Origin of the sequence: Tumidithrix elongata BACA0141, from assembly GCF_036349135.1 — a bacterium.
In the GTDB taxonomy this organism is placed as follows: Bacteria; Cyanobacteriota; Cyanobacteriia; order Pseudanabaenales; family Pseudanabaenaceae; genus Tumidithrix; species Tumidithrix elongata.
Genome location: NZ_JAZBJZ010000004.1, coordinates 45,250 through 64,082, shown reverse-complemented (window position 1 = coordinate 64,082; position 18,833 = coordinate 45,250). Strand labels below are relative to the sequence as shown.

19 protein-coding genes are annotated in these 18,833 nt (G+C 44.6%); 6 read left to right on the top strand and 13 right to left on the bottom strand.

Annotation, left to right across the window (positions count from 1 at the left end; genetic code table 11):
• Positions 1-5 precede the first annotated feature (5 nt).
• The 7 genes from V2H45_RS02005 to V2H45_RS01975 all read right to left on the bottom strand — a co-directional run bounded on the left by V2H45_RS02005 (position 6) and on the right by V2H45_RS01975 (position 6,928).
• Entirely contained in the window at positions 6-2,438 is a 2,433-nt protein-coding gene (locus V2H45_RS02005) for a methyl-accepting chemotaxis protein (protein WP_330481934.1), read from the bottom strand.
• 43 nt (positions 2,439-2,481) lie between these two features.
• Positions 2,482-3,009, bottom strand: a complete 528-nt coding sequence (locus V2H45_RS02000; protein WP_330481933.1) for a chemotaxis protein CheW — start codon at positions 3,007-3,009, stop codon at positions 2,482-2,484.
• Between the two features lie 117 nt (positions 3,010-3,126).
• The gene (locus tag V2H45_RS01995; protein ID WP_330481932.1) at positions 3,127-3,495 is read right to left on the bottom strand and encodes a response regulator transcription factor; all 369 of its coding nucleotides are present in this window, start codon (positions 3,493-3,495) and stop codon (positions 3,127-3,129) included.
• 149 nt (positions 3,496-3,644) lie between these two features.
• On the bottom strand, positions 3,645-4,010 hold the full coding sequence (locus V2H45_RS01990; protein WP_330481931.1) for a response regulator transcription factor: 366 nt from the start codon (positions 4,008-4,010) through the stop codon (positions 3,645-3,647).
• 43 nt (positions 4,011-4,053) lie between these two features.
• Positions 4,054-5,193 (bottom strand): response regulator, encoded by a 1,140-nt coding sequence (locus V2H45_RS01985; RefSeq protein ID WP_330481930.1) that lies wholly within the window; start codon positions 5,191-5,193, stop codon positions 4,054-4,056.
• 87 nt (positions 5,194-5,280) lie between these two features.
• Complete coding sequence (locus tag V2H45_RS01980) at positions 5,281-5,826, bottom strand: hypothetical protein (protein WP_330481929.1); 546 nt, start codon at positions 5,824-5,826, stop codon at positions 5,281-5,283.
• Positions 5,813-6,928 (bottom strand): AAA family ATPase, encoded by a 1,116-nt coding sequence (locus tag V2H45_RS01975; RefSeq protein WP_330481928.1) that lies wholly within the window; start codon positions 6,926-6,928, stop codon positions 5,813-5,815. The genes V2H45_RS01980 and V2H45_RS01975 overlap by 14 nt, the downstream gene beginning before the upstream one ends.
• 136 nt (positions 6,929-7,064) lie before the next feature.
• On the opposite strand from V2H45_RS01975, the gene gyrA reads away from it, so the two are divergent.
• Positions 7,065-9,803, top strand: coding sequence for a DNA gyrase subunit A (gene gyrA, locus V2H45_RS01970; RefSeq protein WP_330481927.1), 2,739 nt, complete (start codon positions 7,065-7,067; stop codon positions 9,801-9,803).
• Positions 9,796-10,371: an NUDIX hydrolase gene (locus V2H45_RS01965; RefSeq protein ID WP_330481926.1), complete on the top strand. Its 576-nt coding sequence runs from the start codon at positions 9,796-9,798 to the stop codon at positions 10,369-10,371. The genes gyrA and V2H45_RS01965 overlap by 8 nt, the downstream gene beginning before the upstream one ends.
• Positions 10,372-10,493: 122 nt before the next feature.
• On the opposite strand, the gene V2H45_RS01960 is transcribed toward V2H45_RS01965, so the two are convergent.
• Entirely contained in the window at positions 10,494-11,681 is a 1,188-nt protein-coding gene (locus V2H45_RS01960) for a phycobilisome linker polypeptide (protein ID WP_330481925.1), read from the bottom strand.
• A gap of 574 nt (positions 11,682-12,255) precedes the next feature.
• Between V2H45_RS01960 and hemH the strand changes: the two genes are divergently transcribed.
• The 3 genes from hemH to V2H45_RS01945 all read left to right on the top strand — a co-directional run bounded on the left by hemH (position 12,256) and on the right by V2H45_RS01945 (position 14,671).
• Positions 12,256-13,407 (top strand): ferrochelatase, encoded by a 1,152-nt coding sequence (hemH, locus tag V2H45_RS01955; RefSeq protein WP_330481924.1) that lies wholly within the window; start codon positions 12,256-12,258, stop codon positions 13,405-13,407.
• 284 nt (positions 13,408-13,691) lie between these two features.
• Positions 13,692-13,898 (top strand): hypothetical protein, encoded by a 207-nt coding sequence (locus V2H45_RS01950; protein WP_330481923.1) that lies wholly within the window; start codon positions 13,692-13,694, stop codon positions 13,896-13,898.
• Positions 13,899-14,134: 236 nt separating this feature from the next.
• Positions 14,135-14,671, top strand: coding sequence for a phycobiliprotein lyase (locus V2H45_RS01945; RefSeq protein ID WP_330481922.1), 537 nt, complete (start codon positions 14,135-14,137; stop codon positions 14,669-14,671).
• Between the two features lie 127 nt (positions 14,672-14,798).
• On the opposite strand, the gene V2H45_RS01940 is transcribed toward V2H45_RS01945, so the two are convergent.
• From V2H45_RS01940 to V2H45_RS01930, 3 genes are all read right to left on the bottom strand, one after another.
• The gene (locus V2H45_RS01940) at positions 14,799-15,011 is read right to left on the bottom strand and encodes a hypothetical protein (protein ID WP_330481921.1); all 213 of its coding nucleotides are present in this window, start codon (positions 15,009-15,011) and stop codon (positions 14,799-14,801) included.
• A gap of 46 nt (positions 15,012-15,057) precedes the next feature.
• A complete protein-coding gene (locus tag V2H45_RS01935; protein WP_330481920.1) occupies positions 15,058-15,651 on the bottom strand; it encodes a phycobiliprotein lyase in 594 nt (197 codons plus the stop codon).
• Positions 15,652-15,930: 279 nt separating this feature from the next.
• Complete coding sequence (locus tag V2H45_RS01930) at positions 15,931-16,245, bottom strand: 2Fe-2S iron-sulfur cluster-binding protein (protein ID WP_330481919.1); 315 nt, start codon at positions 16,243-16,245, stop codon at positions 15,931-15,933.
• A 280-nt stretch (positions 16,246-16,525) separates the two neighbouring features.
• On the opposite strand from V2H45_RS01930, the gene V2H45_RS01925 reads away from it, so the two are divergent.
• Positions 16,526-16,786, top strand: a complete 261-nt coding sequence (locus V2H45_RS01925) for a hypothetical protein (protein ID WP_330481918.1) — start codon at positions 16,526-16,528, stop codon at positions 16,784-16,786.
• Positions 16,787-16,794: 8 nt separating this feature from the next.
• Here the strand turns inward: V2H45_RS01925 and V2H45_RS01920 are convergent, their stop codons facing one another.
• A complete protein-coding gene (locus V2H45_RS01920) occupies positions 16,795-17,937 on the bottom strand; it encodes an NDP-sugar synthase (RefSeq protein WP_330481917.1) in 1,143 nt (380 codons plus the stop codon).
• 27 nt (positions 17,938-17,964) lie between these two features.
• Entirely contained in the window at positions 17,965-18,825 is an 861-nt protein-coding gene (locus tag V2H45_RS01915; RefSeq protein WP_330481916.1) for an ABC transporter ATP-binding protein, read from the bottom strand.
• Positions 18,826-18,833: the final 8 nt, after the last annotated feature.

Here is an 18,833-nt window from a genome sequence, read left to right as displayed (position 1 = left end):
AGAGCCTACCTACCTCCTGGTTTATCGGCATCAACACGGAAACGTTCTACAGATTCTTGAAGACTGCGAGCAACTCCTACAAGGTTCTGTAAGGATGCAGACACTCTTTGTGACTCCTGTGAAGTTTCTTGAGCGGTTAGCTCCACAGATTGCATAACTTGGGCTACAGTTCGAGAAGTTTCAGTTTGTTTAACGGTATCTTCTGTAATTGAGCGAACTAACGTATCAATACGCTGAGACACCTGAATAATATCGCTCAAAGACTGTCTAGCTTGCTCAGCCCGTTTGGTACCGTCAATAACCTGTTGCGTACCCAAGTCCATCGCCTGTTGTACGTTACCAGTCTCACTTTGAATTTGTAATACAATCTGTTCGATTTCTTTTGATGCTTTTGCGGCTCTATCTGCAAGTTGGCGGACTTCATCAGCCACAATTGCGAAACCTCTACCTGCATCTCCTGCCCTTGCTGCTTCAATACTGGCGTTTAGTGCCAATAAGTTCGTCCTAGACGCAATCTGAGCAATTAAACCGACAATTTTAGAAATTTCTTGGGAAGATTCACCCAGTCGTTTTACTTTCCGTGTGGTTTCAGCTACCGTCTCACGAATGTCTAGAATACCTGCCACTGTACGTTCTACAGCTTCACCACCTTTCAGTGCAGTTTGAGAGGCAAGCTTTGCCACCTGCTCTGCTTCTCTCGCACTTTCTGCTACCCGTTGAATTGACTCAGTCATCATCTGTACAGAGTTTAAGGTGATACCCAGCTCTTCTGCTTGACGTAGAGCATCTGCTGATAAGCTTCGCGCAAAACTTTCATTTTCCTTAGAACCTTCGCTCACCTGACGGGCAGCTATTTTTACCTGTTGCACAATTTCACGCAGGTTTTGAATGGTGAGGTTAAATGAGTCAGCAACTGCGCCTAGTACGTCTGCGGTTACCTCTGCTTGAACCGTCAAGTCACCTCTCGCAGCTCCCTCTACATCGTCTAGCAATCGGATCACCTGGCGCTGTAAATCTTCCTTGGCCTGTTCGTTTTCTTCAGCTTTTCGTTGGGTTTCCGTTGTGCTTGCCAAAATAGTTTGGATCATCTGATTAAAACTTGCAGCGAGTTTACCAAACTCATCCTCGGTATAAACCGTGGCTCTGGGGTTCATATCACCGCGAATTACAGCCTCAAATTGAGATTGCATGTTATCGGTGGAGCGCTTTACCAATTTAGTGGTTTGCGATCCTAAAAGCCAAGCCACAGTACCACTAGCTAGGGCTGCAGCACCTGCCATTACCCATCCCGTATTTCTAATTTGAACCCTAACTTCACGTTGCTCAGGACTTACTGAATTAACTGCCCAAGTAGTAACCATTCCAGCTGTAATTGCCGCAACTAGACCCGATGAGATCGCCAAAAAAATACTTTTTGTCTTGAGCGGTAGATTATCAAAAAAAGAAAACAGCCCTTGCTCAGTTGCTTCGGCTGAGGTTACATCACCAGACGATCTGGGCATACCTATCGTTCCGACGGAGCTCAAACCAAATAGCTCGGCATCGCTATCATTACGCTGATTCCCAAAACCCGATGAAGAGGCAACCCTTGTGGTTGCAGTCGCAGCTGAGGTAAAGCGAGATGACATCGAGAAATCTTGTGTGGTAAAGTCACCAACATCATCCCCAGAAACCATTTGAGTTGCCTCAGCATCATCAAAAGAGTTAGCAAAACCAGAAATGTCGCTGAGATCGTCAAAATCATCAAATTCATCCATAAATACAACATCAGCAGGTTCGTTAAGGTTAAATGATGATGTCGTTGATGTTTGTGAACTGGATGATTCCCCTCTCGTGCCATTTCCTGATTTTGTTATCATTTGCGTCTCAGCTGCATAGTTAAATCCACTAGTAGAGCCATTCAGGCTAGCCCCTAGCGATGAGTCATCAAAGCTAAAGTCTTCAGAAACATCTTTTTGGAAACTATTCGTATCATAGGAAGCATTAGGGCTAGTAAGCTGCCCTGTTTTGGCACTTTTACCTTTAGACAGGTATGAGTCATCATCAAAGGAGAAGTCGTCACTGCCGCCTGTCAAATCTCCAAATGAAATGTCGTCATCAACGGAGCCGTAGCTATCTGTAAAAGCAGTGCCATTAGCTTCTTCAAATTCATCATTGTCCGAACTAAGTCGGTCTGTGGCAGCAGTTATTCCCCCATTGGCATATTCTATGATTGAGACATCATCAGTTAGCTGCAAAACTGCTTGATACTCGTTAATAGAAGTTTTATATTTTTCTAGAGCTAGGTTGACATGACCGTGCAAGAGGCGATACATGGGCTCGCTAGGACAATCTTTAACAAGTTGCGCGGTTAGATCTGCAGCTTTGCTGTAGTCACCCTGCATATATGCTAAAGATGCTTTTTCGTAGTCCTTTTGGTATTGCGTACTAGATGCCATTTGCCTTCTCCTAAATCTATATCATCTGCCCATGCAACCTAACCTAAGAAGCCCAACGCGCTGAGCGTAAAATATTAACCTGATCTAAAAGCTTTAAAGCAGAACCATCTTCTAATAACCATTCACCTTTAACAAATGGAGCCATACTATCAGGGTTTGTTCTAGAAACTTTAAGTTGATCGGGATCGAGCCATGCCATGACACCAATACTTTCAACGGCTAAGCCAAGCATGAGTCCCTGATCTTCAATTGCAATAATTGAAACTTCAGCGCGATCTGTATTTACAGGAGCAGTTTCCCCTAAAAACTGACCTAGATCGCCAACCCATACAACTCGACCTCTAACATTAATCGTACCCAAAAGTAATGAAGAAACGTTAGGCATGGGGTTAACTCGATCAGGTGAGTACTCTAATACTTCCTTTATACCCACAGCAGGTAGAGCAAACTCCACGCCAGAAGCAACAAAGAACCGTAAATGTAACTCACCCTCTGGTGCCTCAAGCCCCTCTTCAAAATCAGATGCTTGATCCTGACTGATTCCAGGAAAGAAGTCTGGGTTTCCTACCATATTCAGGAAGTTTTACCTCACAATATGCCAATCTTTACACACTTTTAAAATTTTTGAAAATCTTAAAGTATTGATAGTAACGAACAGCCTTCAAATAATCAAGAATTACCTTAATTTTTAACCCTTTCTTAGTAACTGTTTTACAGTACCAACCAATTCTTGTGGCTGAAATGGTTTGGAAATATAAGCATCAGCCCCTTGACGCATTCCCCAGTAGCGATCGAATTCTTCACCCTTGGTCGAACACATCACTACTGGGACTTGCTCGGTTTTAGGGTCGGTTTTTAGCCTACGGCATAGTTCATAGCCATTCATACGGGGCATGACAATATCCATGACGACTAGATCGGGACAGGAACCCTTAATTTGTTCTAGTGCTTCAACGCCGTCACTTGCTCCTGTCACACTGAGTCCACTGTCTTTTAACAGATCGGCAATCATTTCTCTCTGAGCAACGCTATCTTCGACTACTAGAACCTTGACCATGAATTTACGTCCCTTGTATGCTTCCTCAGATGGTAAGTTAAGTCATTTAACAAACCTCGGCAAGTGGAAATATATCTATCATAGTGGTCTTTCTTAAATTAATTTAGAATTAAACCCCTGCGATCGCGATTTATATAGAAACCCACGTTTTATCTTCTTAATAGCTGTTTTACGGTTCCAACAAGTTCTTGTGGCTGAAATGGTTTGGCGATGTAAGCATCAGCCCCTTGACGCATTCCCCAGTAGCGATCGAATTCTTCACCTTTGGTCGAACACATCACTACTGGGACTTGCTCGGTTTTAGGGTCGGTTTTTAGCCTACGGCATAGTTCATAGCCATTCATACGGGGCATGACAATATCCATGACGACTAGATCGGGACAGGAATTTTGGATCTGCTCAAGTGCCTCTTGTCCATCAACCGCTGACATTACGGTAAGTCCACTATCTTTTAATAGCGTCGTAATCATTTCTCTTTGCGGAGGACTATCCTCAACCACCAAAACTTTACTCATCAGATTTTTCCTTTTAATTTCTCCTTGTCACACATCTAAATGCTTAAAAGTCTTTATGGTCATACTGTAAGTTCATGGCACCTACATTGTCCATAAATTCACTGTTTTTAGCTTGATTATTTAAGTATTTTTCTACGATTGTCAGGAGTTCTTTTTCGCCAAAGGGCTTGGTTAAGTATTCAGTGGCTCCAACCATGCGTGCCTTGACCCGATCGATAAATCCATCTTTCCCTGTAAGCATAATAATGGGTGTTTGTGAGAAAATGCTTGATTTTCTGAGCATGGCGCATAGCTCATAGCCATCAATATCTGGCATCGTGATATCACAAAGAATTAGGTTGGGCTTGAGCTGAAATACTAGACTTAAGGCTTTGGTGGGACTTGAAACTGCTGCAACTTGATACCCATGGTTATGCAAAATGTATTCTACAGTTCGACAGATGGTCATGCTGTCGTCAATACAAATAATGCGTGGTGATTCTAGCTTGATTTTTTCGGGTACGGTTGGTATGACGCTTGCCATACTGACTAGACCATTGCCGATCGCTGTATAAATGACCTCGGCGATTTTAAACGTGCTTTGTCCTGAGTAACGTGCAAGTTGGCGAATTGAGGTTTTGCCGTCAATCCAATGACTGAGGTGGGGTATGGCTTCGGGCTGGAGTTGGATTGGGAACTGGTGTGGAGATTGAATGTAGGGATGAAATTGTTTCCAAACTTGAATTTGCCTCACGATATCACTGGCGATCGCGGAGAATTTGATTGATGTTAGCTGAGGGGAAAGGGCTGAACCCATTTCAAATACAAAAGTCCCTTTATGCAGGCTCAGCACATCAAACAGGACTTCGGACACCATATTTTCAACGATTGCGATCGCCTGTTTGGTACTGAGAATATTTGACTCTAACAAAGACCAGATTTGTCCGTATTCCAAGACATTGATGCCGAGCTTGGAGGTCATGACTTGCTCAAATGCGCGATCGAGTCTCAACCCAAATAAATAATCTCGCAATCTCGTTAGGTTGCTATCGGGATCGGTGGCATAAACAATTTCGCCATTACAGAAAAAAATGTACCAAAATTGACCTGTACTCGACTCAATTAACAGTTCACCCGATCGCTGACCATATTCGATCAGCCTAATGATGCTGTTGACATCTATTTCTCTGAGAGTACCTTGCATTGCGATCGTAGGAGCTAATATGTCTGGGCGTTTGGTAACTATAAGTGTACGATGCCTCTGAGCTTAACAAGATACAACCTTCTAGTGTCAGAGAATTTTTTGTAGTTCTGCACAAGCTATTCGCATTGAGAGTGGGGCATCGTCTGTAAGTCCGACCTGTTGGCACTGAACTGCTAACTCTTCAACATATGGCTTACAATTTCCCTCCTGTCTTGAAAACTTTGAGTAAGCTGTTAATTCATCGACAGATTCACCCATGAGGTAATGAATCCAAGTCTCAATATTTCGTTTTGGTACAAACACTGCAATTTTTTCATCAGGCTGTCGTGGGGGTAGAGATTGATCTTTGAGAGCCTGCTCTAGCTGCTTAAATCGATTTTCCACCTCATTTGTATCTGCATCAATCACAACAACTAACGCAATATCTAAGTGATTTTTTTTGCTGCGATATGCTCTTACCTCTGCTGGATAGCGATCCCGCACGAACTGCTCACCAGATTGCTGACCAGACGGACAAATATTAGGGGAAAACCATCGACGGTTAAATCCTCTTTTTTGCAGAAAAGATCGGACAAAGACCTCCTGCTGTAAATCCTCACACAGAATCACAATGGTTTTTCTAGGCTGGGTCATATAGCCACCCACGCTCTACAAGTTCCGACATCGGCAACCCAGTGTCATTATCGTCTTTACTGATTTTTTTAACTCGCACAGGAGTGTTTGCTTGTCTGGTAAACCAATATCCAACCGATAGTGCTAAATAATTAATTAACTTGGGATGATGAGAAATTAGTAATACTTGTAGCTTTTTTTCACTACAAAGGTCATAAACTAAGTTTAGCCAAGGTTGGATTTCTGGCAATGCTAAAAAGTTTTCGGGCTCGTCAATACAAAGCGTGTAGTCTTCTGATTGAGTGCTACAGATCAATGTGTAGAGCGCTATCAAAGTTCGCTGACCATCAGATAACTCACTTAGCTGATATTCATGCTTTTTCGTATTAGAGTCCTCTAAAAAGTTGACCTTAAGGACATAGTTTTGGGAACCAAAATCAACAAATTTAAAAGAGTCAAATCCTTCTAAAACCTCTTTTAACTTATCTCTAAGTTCAAAAATTTTACCCTGATCTTGGGACAGATATCTATACCAAGATGCGTAATTACTCATGTTAGGATTCAGGCGCATTTCTACGGAATTACTGCCATCAATCATGCCACTTGGATTAACCTGAATAATCATTAGGCGTTCTAGTCGCTGTTTAAACCAAGTTAGCTTTGTATTATGGTCTTCAGCCATTAACAATGGCAAGATTGATTGTGATAGATCGAGTGAATATTCCGCACTCTTTGAATGATCGTCACGATAAATTTGTACCTTCCCAGATTGATCGCACTCTAATAATTGCTGATTGTTAAACCAAAGCCGTTCGTGCTGAACTCTACAACGATATTTCTCTCTGTCATGCCAAATAGCAAGCTCGTACTTATAGTTTCCGCCATTTCCTTCGATCTCTAGTTCAAAACTCTGAATTGGAGAAGTTTGCCAACGCGTACATTGAATTGCGAAAAAAATTGAGTCAACCTTGTTGCCGCGAATAAAGGCTTGCAAGCGCCATAACACATCGAAAATGGTTGACTTGCCTGCACCATTTCCGCCAAGCAGTAAGTTAATTGAGTCAAAACTTAGTTCAAAGTTGACCAGACAACGAAAATTGTCAATATAAAGACGTTTCAGCATATTTGCTTGTGATGAGTGGCGATCGCATCTACAAGTCTACCAAGCCGCCTCGATCGAATATAATTGACATGACATCAGCCGTAAAAATTGTGGCTTGTCAATTTAGTTCAGTACGGCAAAACCATAAAAATTCACTATGACCAATTCAGCTCAACCTCATGACGATCGGATTATCCCCACTGATCTGCGGGGTGAGATGTCAAGGTCTTACTTAGAATATGCCATGAGCGTGATCGTCGGTCGCGCTCTTCCCGATGCTAGAGACGGACTCAAACCCGTGCATCGGCGCATTCTGTATGCAATGCACGAGCTAGGGTTAAGTGCAGAGCGACCTTTTCGGAAGTGTGCGCGTGTAGTGGGGGATGTGATTGGTAAATATCACCCCCATGGTGACACCGCCGTCTACGATGCCTTGGTACGCATGGCGCAAGATTTTTCGATGCGCGATCGCCTTGTGGATGGACATGGCAACTTTGGCAGTGTGGACAACGATCCCGCCGCTGCGATGCGGTATACCGAGTGTCGTTTGACCCGAATTTCTCAGGTTGGTTTACTGCAAGACATCGATCGCGAAACGGTCAACTTTGGCGACAACTATGACGGTTCGCAACAAGAGCCTTTGGTTTTACCTGCCCGTGTACCCCAGTTACTGCTCAATGGTTCGTCGGGCATTGCTGTGGGCATGGCAACCAATATTCCTCCCCACAATTTAGGCGAACTCGTCGATGGTCTGGTGGCATTAATTGCCGACCCGAGTTTGACCGATATCGAGCTAATTCGCTATATCCCAGGTCCTGACTTTCCTACGGGTGCCTTGATTTTAGGTACAGATGGGATTCGAGACACCTACACCACGGGTCGTGCCTCGATCACCATGCGGGCAGTCGCAGAGTTTGAGACGATTACTGCGCCCGGTCGCCAAGATAGAGAGGCAATTATCATCACCGAGATGCCCTACCAAACCAATAAGGCAGCTTTGATTGAAAAAATTGCCGAAATGGTCAATGACAAAAAGCTGGATGGCATTTCTGATATTCGCGATGAAAGCGATCGCGACGGGATGCGCTTGGTGATCGAGCTAAAACGCGATGCCTACCCTAGAGTTGTGCTGAATAATCTCTATAAAACCACACCCCTACAGTCAAATTTTGGCTGTAACATGCTGGCGCTGGTCAATGGAGAACCCCGCACGCTCAACCTCTCCCGTGCCTTACAAGAATTTTTAGATTTCCGCTATGAGGTGATTACAAGGCGGACGCAGTACGAACTCCGCAAAGCCGAAGAACGCGATCATCTCCTGCAAGGTCTACTCGCAGCCCTCTCCCATCTAGATGCCGTAATTGCCCTGATTCGGGCGGCAGATGATTCGGCAGCCGCCAAAGAGGGCTTGATCGCCAACTTTGGACTGTCAGAATTACAATGCGATGCTATTTTGCAAATGCAGTTGCGCCGATTAACTGCCTTAGAAGCGGACAAGATTGAGGCAGAACACCAAGAATTAATCGCCAAAATTACCGATCTAAGAGATATTTTGGCAAATCGCGAGCGCATTCTGACGATTACCCGTGAAGAACTGTTAGCGATCAAAGCTGAATTTGCCACACCCCGCCGCACCCGCATTTTGCCTACGGAAGGAGACATCAATACAGCCGACCTGATTGCCAATCGTGAAACCTTGGTCTTAGTAACCGAACAGGGCTATATCAAACGTTTGCCGATGGATACCTTTGCGGCACAAAGCCGTGCCACCCGAGGTAAATCAGGCACGACCATGAAAGAAGATGATGCGGTAGAACATTTCCTCGCCTGTCGCAGCCACGATAGCGTGCTGTTTTTTACAGATCGGGGTAAGGTCTACAGTCTCAAGGCCTATGAAATTAGCGAATCCAGCCGCACCGCAAGGGGGACAGCCGTTGTCCAGATGCTTCAAATTGCTGGGGACGAACATATCACCTCTGTAATTTCCGTGAGCGAATTTGCCGATGATGAATATTTGGTGATGTTGACCCAAGGTGGTTACATCAAAAAAACTAAGCTCTCGGCTTTTGCGAATATTCGCACCAATGGCTTGATTGCCATTTCCTTAGAAGAAAACGATCAACTGCGTTGGGTCAGACGCACAAAAGCCGATAACAGCATCATCGTAGGCTCAAAGTTAGGCATGGCGATTCGCTTCCGTACCGATCACGAACAGTTGCGTCCCATGGGTCGCGATACGCGTGGCGTGCGATCGATGCGGCTGAGTCAGGGTGATGAAATTATCAGTATGGATATCTTGCCTGCGGGGCTAGCCGAAATTGAAGCTGTGGATGATGAAGATCTAGAAACGGTGGAAGTCACAAGTGAAGTCGTCGTGGATGCTAACGAAGAAATCAACAGCGAAGAAGAAACGCCAGAGGATGATAAAGCTCAAGGTCCTTGGGTGCTCGTGGTAACGCGCGGTGGTTACGGGAAACGAGTTCCTGTGAATCAGTTCCGAATTCAAAAACGAGCTGGTAAAGGCATTCGGGTGACTAAGTTTAAAACTGGCGCAGATCAGCTTGCCGCTTTACGTTTGGTCAATGCCGACGATGAAATGATTATCGCTACGGGTCGGGGCATCGTCGTGCGTCAGGTGACGAATGCGATCGCTTGTCAATCTCGTACCGCTCGCGGTGTTCGTTTGCAAAGATTAGATTCAGAGGATGCGATCGTGGGTGTCACCCTCGTTCCTCCAGCTAAGGAAGAAGATGCTGAAGAAAGTACCAATCTAGCTTTGGAAACCGATTCTGAAGCGAATTCTGAAGTAAATCCTGAAACTAATCTAGAAGAGACTTCAGAAGCGAATGGTACGGCTGATATCGATGATACCGAAGAGGCTGATACCGATGCCTAAAGATATTGCCAAAGAAACGATTGTCCCCAGCCAACTGCTCGACAATCGTTTGCAACACAATGGCAAAAAATTTAGCTATCGTGTTGACAAAATTCTGCTGCCCAATGGTGTCACAGGTGAATATGCCTACATCAAACACCCTGGTGCGGGCTTAGCCGTTCCTGTGACCGCTGACGGCAAGTTTATCCTAGTCAGACAATATCGCTTTGCCATTCAACGTTACTTGCTAGAATTTCCCGCAGGGACGCTAGAAGTCAACGAAGCCCCCGGCATCACAATTCATCGAGAACTAGAGGAAGAGACAGGTTACCGCGCACATCGCTGGCAAAAACTAGGCACGTTCTTTATTTGCCCAGGATATTCCGATGAGGTGATTCATGCTTATCTCGCTCAAGATTTAGAGAAGTTAGAACATCCTCCTGCTCAAGATGATGATGAAGAAATTGAGGTAGTCCAGTACGATCGCCACGAACTCGATGCCCTCATCCACTCTGGTAATGCGTCTACAGGCTTGGATGCAAAATCAATCACGGCTTTTTATCTGGCTTTGCAACATCTAAAACTGTAAGTGAAGCTTGTTTCTATAGCTATAGGCTGTGGGAGTCTCCGAAGAATTGATTGGAACGGGTTATCGCCTCAATCAATTAAACTGTGAAGTCGTGACATCTAGGCGCTGAGAGCTGATATACATCAACTTTTTGGCTTCCGTTTTCCTTGAGCATCACCGGTTGGTTTGTTAAACCCATGTCCAGCCTTAGAAGATTTTTTGGACTTCTGAGATTTCGATAGAGAAGGAACAGCCTCTATTTTTTTCGTATGGTTTGGTACTGTTTTTTCAGGAGCAATCTCGGGAACCTTCTCAGAAACAGCTTCAGGAAGAACCTCTGAAACTGTTTCGGGAATATCCGCAGTAGTATCTTGCGGAATCACTTCAGCAATCTGCTCGGAAATACTTTCTGTAATACCTTCTGGGACGGCTTCGTGAATAACTGATGGGATGACTTCAGGAGTAGTTTCTGAGGCTAGCTGTGGAACGATCTCAGGGATGGGTTCTGAAACGGATTCTGAAGCGACTTCAGGAATTACTTCTGGCGATCGCAGGTCTTTGGCAACACTCATCGGTTTACTGAACCCACGACCAGCTTTGGTGTTGCTTTTTGGCTTCTGTGATTTTCGTAAAGAAGGAATTGCTTCTACCTTTTTTGTGGAGGTTGATACAGGCTTCTGAGAGACATGCTCTGAAATAACCGCAGGAATAATCTCAGGTGCTATTCCTAAGGCAAGTTCAGGAGTATGCTCAAGAATAGTCTCAGAAATAGCTTCAGGTACTATCCCTAAGACGGGTTCAGGAATATGCTCAGAAATAACAGTAGGAACAACATCAGGAATAACTTCAGGAACTTTCACTGAGGCAGGCTCAGGAATATGTACGGCAATTTCTTCGGGAGCATCCTCAGGGATATGTTCTGCAAGGATCTCAGGAACCTGAGCTACAACTTCCTCAGGAACAATTTCAGGAACAGTTTCAGCAATATGAGTAGGGATACTTTCAGGAACGCCTTCTGGAGCGATCGCTGAAACGAATTCTGGAATGCGATCGGGGATTTCTACGGAAACAATCTCAGGAACGATCTCGGCGATCGCAGCATGGGTCTGAAGGTTCTCAATCTCTACTAGATTTTCTAATACATGAGGCGGTGAGATTGTGATATTCGTAATCTTGCTACCCATTCGATGCAGCGATCGCAGCTTTTGCGAGAACTGGGCGTAGGGAACTGTAATTGTATAGGTTCCCACTCGCATCATTTCTGCATAACTTCCACCTTTTACCTCAATGGCTACTCGGCGACTGTCAGAATCCGTATTTATACTTACCATACCAACCTCATCCTAGCGATCGCTCGTTTGCGATCGCAAATTAAATATTTAATTAAATTGTTTGCAAAAAAGATTCTCCTCAGATCTCGCACGAGTCGCACCCTATCTGAGGGTAATGCCTTTAAGCTGCTTCAGTAATGCTGTGCGATCTTATACTATTTTCCAAAAAACTGCGCCGTACTTTTTGCAAAGACCCTACAAAAAATGGCACTCAAATTCCGAACTGTTACGAATTCAATCGAAATTGGGATTGTTACTTTCGCGCAGATCCTCCCGTTGTTTACATCGGCAAGTGGAAACCGGCTGCGCAAGCTAACTGAATTACTGCGGCAAACTCCTACTGCTTGAGGGTTGGGAGACTAATTGGCCCCATTATCGTTATTCAGAATTATTCAAAGACCCATATTCGCCTTTGGTCGGAATTGCCGAGCTCGGCAATAGTTTGAATAAAAGTTACTATTTATGAATTTAGATTATGATTGGTGACACACGATCGCGATTCTGCTGTCTACCAAAGAATTGTATTGTTAAGTAATGGACAAATCTGAGCTTAAAGTAGGAATGGACAATTGATATGGGGCGAATTGGAGTTTTACTACTAAATCTAGGAGGACCGGACAAGCTAGAGGATGTTCGGCCCTTCTTGTATAACTTATTTTCTGACCCAGAAATTATTCGTATACCATCGCCGCTGTTTCAAGCACCATTGGCTTGGCTGATTTCTACCCTACGCGCCAAAAAATCTCAGGAAAATTACAAAAAGATTGGTGGGGGCTCCCCTTTACGCCGCATTACCGAAGCCCAAGCGCAAGCCCTCCGATCGCAGCTCCAGCAAGACGGACATGAGGTCAATGTCTATATTGGGATGCGCTACTGGCATCCTTTTACCGAAGAAGCGATCGCCCAAATCAAACGCGACCAAATCGAAGAATTGGTGATCTTGCCCCTATATCCACAATTTTCGATTAGCACGACAGGCTCCAGTTTTCGCTTACTCGAAAGAATTTGGAACGCCGATCCAGTGTTGCAAAAAATTAAATATACCGTTGTTCCCTCTTGGTTCAGTAACTCAGGCTATTTACAAGCAATGGCGAGTCTGATCGAGAAAAAACTCGACAGCGTAAAGAATCCCAACGAAGCCCACATCTTTTTCAGCGCTCATGGTGTGCCAGTCAGTTACATTGAGGAAGCGGGAGATCCCTACCAAAAAGAGATTGAGTCCTGTGCAGCGCTGATCATGGGCAAACTCAACCGCTCGAATGCCTATACCCTGGCATATCAAAGCCGTGTTGGCCCTGTGGAATGGTTGCAGCCCTATACCGATGTGGCGATCGAAGAACTCGCCCATCAAGGGGTTAAAGAGTTGGTCGTTATCCCTATTAGCTTCGTTTCAGAACATATCGAAACCCTAGAAGAAATCGATATGGAATATCGAGAGATCGCCGAAAAAGCTGGAGTTGAAACCTTTGCCCGCGTGCCTGCTCCAGATACCGATCCGACATTTATTAAGGCATTGGCAGATATCGTGATGCAGGCGTTACGCGATCGCCCTATTCTCTTCACCGATACAATTCGCACGCAAAACAACGTCAAGCTCTACCCTCAAGAACGATGGGAATGGGGTATGACCACCTCCGCCGAGGTTTGGAATGGTCGCATTGCTATGCTGGGCTTTTTGATCTTGCTATTAGAGCTATGGTTTGGGCGTGGGCTATTACATCTGTAAACCTAAAGCTTTAATAAAATTTCTCCAGAATAATTTCGTCAGAAATGCCCAATTTGAATTATCCGCATCATCCTTGATGTTGGAAAGCTTGTCTTTTCTAGTTTTTGTGCTGTAACAGAACAACTGTCTCCTTAAAACTCACTTGAGTTTTATACTTTTGCGTATAATACTTTGCGCCAAATGTCTAGTGGAAAGGTTACAATATTTACAGAATTTAATATTTAAGCTGGCAGAATCGTAACAAGCAAATCGTTGCTTAGTTTTTTACACGTGAGGAGAAAGCTATGGCTGAAATATCTAATGGCGGGCAAATGCTCTGGAAGCTAGAGAATAACGAACGGGTTTTGCACCTACGGCACAACAATATCGAGCAATGGCGTCCCTATGAAGAGTTTCCACAGTACGCCCTACCCGATCCTCTAGGCTTTTCTAAAGGGATTACCACGTTTCTAGCATTACTAAAAAAAGGTTGGACAGCGACTAAAGCCTAGACAAGCTAGAAACCCATCCAATGGACGTTGTCACGGCGAGACAACGTTGCGATCCATTTAGATTTGTAGATTGGGATTTGATTTATAGATGAGTGATTGGGGGCAATGCCCCCTCTTTTTCTACCTTTCTCCATCTCTTGTTGGATTGCTAAGTATGTAACAAAATGTTAAGAGTAATAGACAAATTGACGCACTGAATCCAGTCCAATGTCGTTTTCTGAGGCAAGTGAATCTCCATGATGTTTCAACAGCAAACCGTTCCATCCGATCTCGAATTTTTAGTGCAAACTTTTTTTCAAAGATCGGAAGGCAACTGGCGATCGCAACGTCGTTACTACACCCTCAAGGATGGTGAAACCCAAGAAGTTGTGAGTCTTTTGACAGTCAAATTTCTTGAAGGCGGTAGTGAAGATTTGCGCGAACTTGCCCGTTTGCATGATTTAACAGATGAAGCGGCATTAACCTGCGGCGCTCTGACCACTTGGGAGAGTAACTATATTGGGCCTAGCGATCGCCAAACCAAAGGCTCAACGGTCTTTGGCGTAGAAGGTACAAAACTTTATCGCGATCGCGGCTTTGCCACCAGCAAACCAGTCATTGCCCAATTTTCTATGCGAGATGCTATGACCATGTGCCTGCGCACTGAATATAGCGGCAATATGTTTGAAGAAGAAATCAAGCTGATCGGCACGCAATATCGCACGCGCCAGTCCATTATTTCCCGTGCTGGAGAAGAGCAAATGATCGGGCAATACTTAGAAACAAGAATCTAACACCCTATTAGCACTAGCGAACAGCTTGCTTCGGAGAAAAAGCCGAATCCTAGTGATTACGTGAGCCAAAATCATTGGGCTGCTCCTTTATGCAGCGCAATAATTGCCTAAGGTTTTGTAATTTTAACTAAGCGTTTTCTTTGTGAACAAGCTCGCTAAGTAGCACCCTAGCCAAGATGTCAGGAGGAGTTCCGCCTACTTGTGTGGTTTCCTTCTCCATCTTGTACGAGACAGTGATTATGTCACTTACAACAGTGTAAGAACCATTGTATATCTGACCATTTATTTCAATTGATACTTGTCTTGATGGCGATATGTATTCGTTATGTTTTTGAGACATAGTACTTTTACCTTAGCTAAATATTCTATCGATTGGTGCAACTAGCTCACCCACCAAAGAGAGAAAAATACTCTGTTGTTTGTGCGATAGGGCTCTCAGTCTGTTCGGGGGGATTGGGTGGGGCTTTACGAATTTCCGTACAAAATGAAGAAACATTTGATAGGCCCGTGGTCAAACCCGCACGCAAACATAGATCGGGGTTGGGGAACCAAAATTTCTCTTCTGAGTAGAGCGTCTCGTATTCAGTAATCAGACTGAGAACATCGTCATCTCCCATAACATAGCGTCCAACTACGGGTGCTTTTTCGGCATAGCCTTGATGGCGCAGCAGTTTTCCCTGTTGGATATCGCCATCATTTGCGATCGGAACAAATATGGTAAAGCCCTTATGCTTGCTATCGTTCTTATCTGTATCCCATGCCATCGTGCCATCCCATGTAACTTTGGCTGCACACAAAGCACTCTCAGGATCGAACCCATGCTGATTACAAAGCTCTATTACCTCTGGATCGAGCAATGACAACATTTCCAGATTGATCTCTGATGTGCCATCTTCAGCTTTTTTGATGATCAAATGATGGCTGGTGCGATGCGAGATCCAAGAACCCGCTCTTTGCTGGAAAAATTCTACGATATTCATAAATTTTATGAGCCTACATCGGTCAAATAAATATGATTCGCCGATCGCCGATCGCTAAGAGCAGCTAGGCATGATTCGTTACTAAAAGGTTCTACTCGATTGTACGACAATATAATTGCGGCTAATGTAAATGACCTAAGCGATTGTTTCTTCTCGGTTGCCTATGCACCTAAATCAGCTACAAAATAAGGCTCCCAGAACATTTCTCTTTCAATGTACTAAGAGCCTAAAATTAAAATTGCTGAGCCCCAATCAAGAGCCCTTTATCTACGCTCTAAGTCAAAACTTAGGAATATTCGGTTCCTGATGAATTAGAACAGTACAGTCAGAGGTTGGCGAGGCAATACATAAAAGGCGAAAGCCAGCCATGCGTTGACCTTTGTTAAAGAACATGTCAGGATTTCCACCTGACTCTTGCACATCTCCTTCGATCACTCTGCCAGCGCAGGTGGAACAGGTACCCGCACGACAGCTATAAGGGAGTGAGATACCTTCGGCTTCCGCTGCATCTAGAATAAACTCGTCTTCATCCACTTCGATCGTTTCATCAATTCCTTCCGCTTCACCAATTAATCGCACGTTATAAACTGCCATAGGTTTCTTAATGTTTGTTTATTATTGTGATTGTTTGTTTTTATATTTCAGGGCTTGCTTGAAGATTGGTATTCCATAGCAACAGCAAAACTCCATGCCTTAAAAAGATGGGGTTTCCTGTGGTCTAGTGAGTTTTATGATGCTCGTGCGTGAGTCCTGATGATAAATATTGTTTAAGTAGATTTAGACATTTTGGTATTTAGTTATACTTTTTTAATCAATCAGGCTTTCTCCGAGTAGGCTTGTTTACGCGATCGCTTGCCCATCCTTTAAAAACACCATGCCACAAATTAATCCGATCACACTCCGAATGCAAGTCAATCGCCTGATCGAGCAGGGACAATCTATGTTTGCCCTGATCAAAGTGCAAGACTGGCTCAAAGAGCGCGGGCATAATCCCAAAGAGTACGAAATTTTATTTCATCCCAAAATGGCACCTGTGGGTTCAGGTGCGATCGCGTTGGTAGAAATTGAGCTGCGGCGAAAAGACGGAGAGCCTGTAGACACTTGGCTACAAGCTGAAGTAAACCGACATAGCTAGGTCAGGAATTAGGCTTGAAGTTTCACGATCTCAGGGGGGACTTTGACCTGCTGAAGTTGACGCGCATCAGTAATCAGCCAATCTAGAGCTGCCGCCTGAAGATCGATGGTAGCCCCCGTTTTATCGACACAATAGCGACCAAACACCAGCTTATCGACAAGACGCACATCCGAAAGGCGAGAATATTCAAAAATCACGCTACGTTCCACTGACGCACCACTGCAAACATGGCAGTTAGGACCAATCATCGTCGGTCCAATAATTTTGGCGCCATCTTCAATGCGGGTCATGCCACCAATATAGACAGGCCCTTCAATTTCGACCTTATCCCAATTGACCGATACATTTAACCCCGTAAAGATGCCAGGTTTGACTTCATGTCCTGGAACCTTCACATTCTTAATACTGCCCGTTAGAACTCCTTGAATTGCTTGCCAGTAGTCAGGCACTTTTCCGATATCTACCCATTGAAAATCCATCGCCGTAGCGTAGAAAGGAGCACCTGCTGCTACGAGCTTAGGAAACAAATCTCCCCCAATGTCAAACTCCATACCCGATGGAATATAGTCTAAAATTTCAGGTTCAAAGATATAAATCCCCGTGTTGATGTTGTTACTGAGTGCATCTTCTACACTGGGCTTTTCTTGGAATTGTAAAATCTTGCCGTCATCATCCGTGACTACGACACCATAACTGGAAACTTCTGATTTTGGTACAGTCTTCATCACTACCGTGGCAAGGGCTTTTTTTTGTCGATGCCAGTTCACAACTTGGGTTAGATCTAAGTCGATCAGGGCATCTCCGCACATGACCACAAACGTACTGTCAAAAAATGGCGAAAAATCTTGGATTTTTTTGAGTCCACCTGCCGAACCAAGGGCAGCACCCACAAGCTGACCGTCAACAATTTTGCCCTCAAAGGAGTAAGCCATCTGCACGCCAAACTTTTGTCCATCCCGAAAATAGTTTTCGATTTCTTCGGATAGATGGCTGACATTCACCATAACTTGGTCAAACCCATGCTGCCGCAGCAGTTCCACCAAAAACTCCATGACCGGCTTTTGCATGATCGGAATCATGGGTTTGGGCATTATGTTTGTAATTGGTCTAATTCTTGTACCTTTGCCCGCCGCCAAGATCATGGCTTTCATAGTTTATCTCTCCTCTACGATCAACACTTAATCTAGCTTACGTCCAGTCAGTTCTACAAAAATATCTTCTAGATTAGAAGCTCGAACCATCATACCGCGCTTATCTGGTTGTTGCTCTAAGTAGGTATTGGCTTGCTCAAAATCAGGAAAGAATTTATAGCTCAGTTTGCGATCGCTTTCGCTTTGGGTGACAACCAATGCCATGCCATGTTTTTGTCGCAATGACTCTGGTGTGCCAATCTCGATCAGCTTCCCTGCATCCATAATCCCGATGCGATCGCATAAAAACTCGGCTTCTTCCATATAGTGGGTGGTGAGCAAAATCGTCATGCCTTGAGACTTGAGATCGCGAACGATTTCCCACAGCCGACGGCGAGTCTGGGGATCGAGTCCTACGGTCGGCTCGTCTAAAAATAAAATCTCAGGCTGGTGTAATAGGGCACGGGCAATCTGTAACCGCCGTTTCATCCCCCCTGACAGATTTCTAACGGGCGTATCGCGGCGATCGTTCAGCTCGACATAATCTAAATATTGCCGAATGACGGCTTGGCGTTCGGGGTTGGGAATGTGGTGCAGTCTACCGTGATATTCCATATTTTCCCAGACGGTCAGATCGGGATCGACGCTGATTTGCTGAAGCACGACACCGATATGACGCTTAACCTGCTGCGCTTGCTTGACCACATCATAGTCAGCGATCGCCACCCGTCCTTGGCTCGGTGAGGTCAGCGTGGTCAACATTCTGATTGTCGTAGACTTACCCGCCCCGTTGGGGCCGAGTAAACCAAACATTTCGCCTGAAGCGATCTCTAAAGACAAATCCTGCACCACGGGCACTTGGTTGTAGTACTTATAGACATGTTCGAGGAGTACTACAGGTTGATTCATGGTTGAAA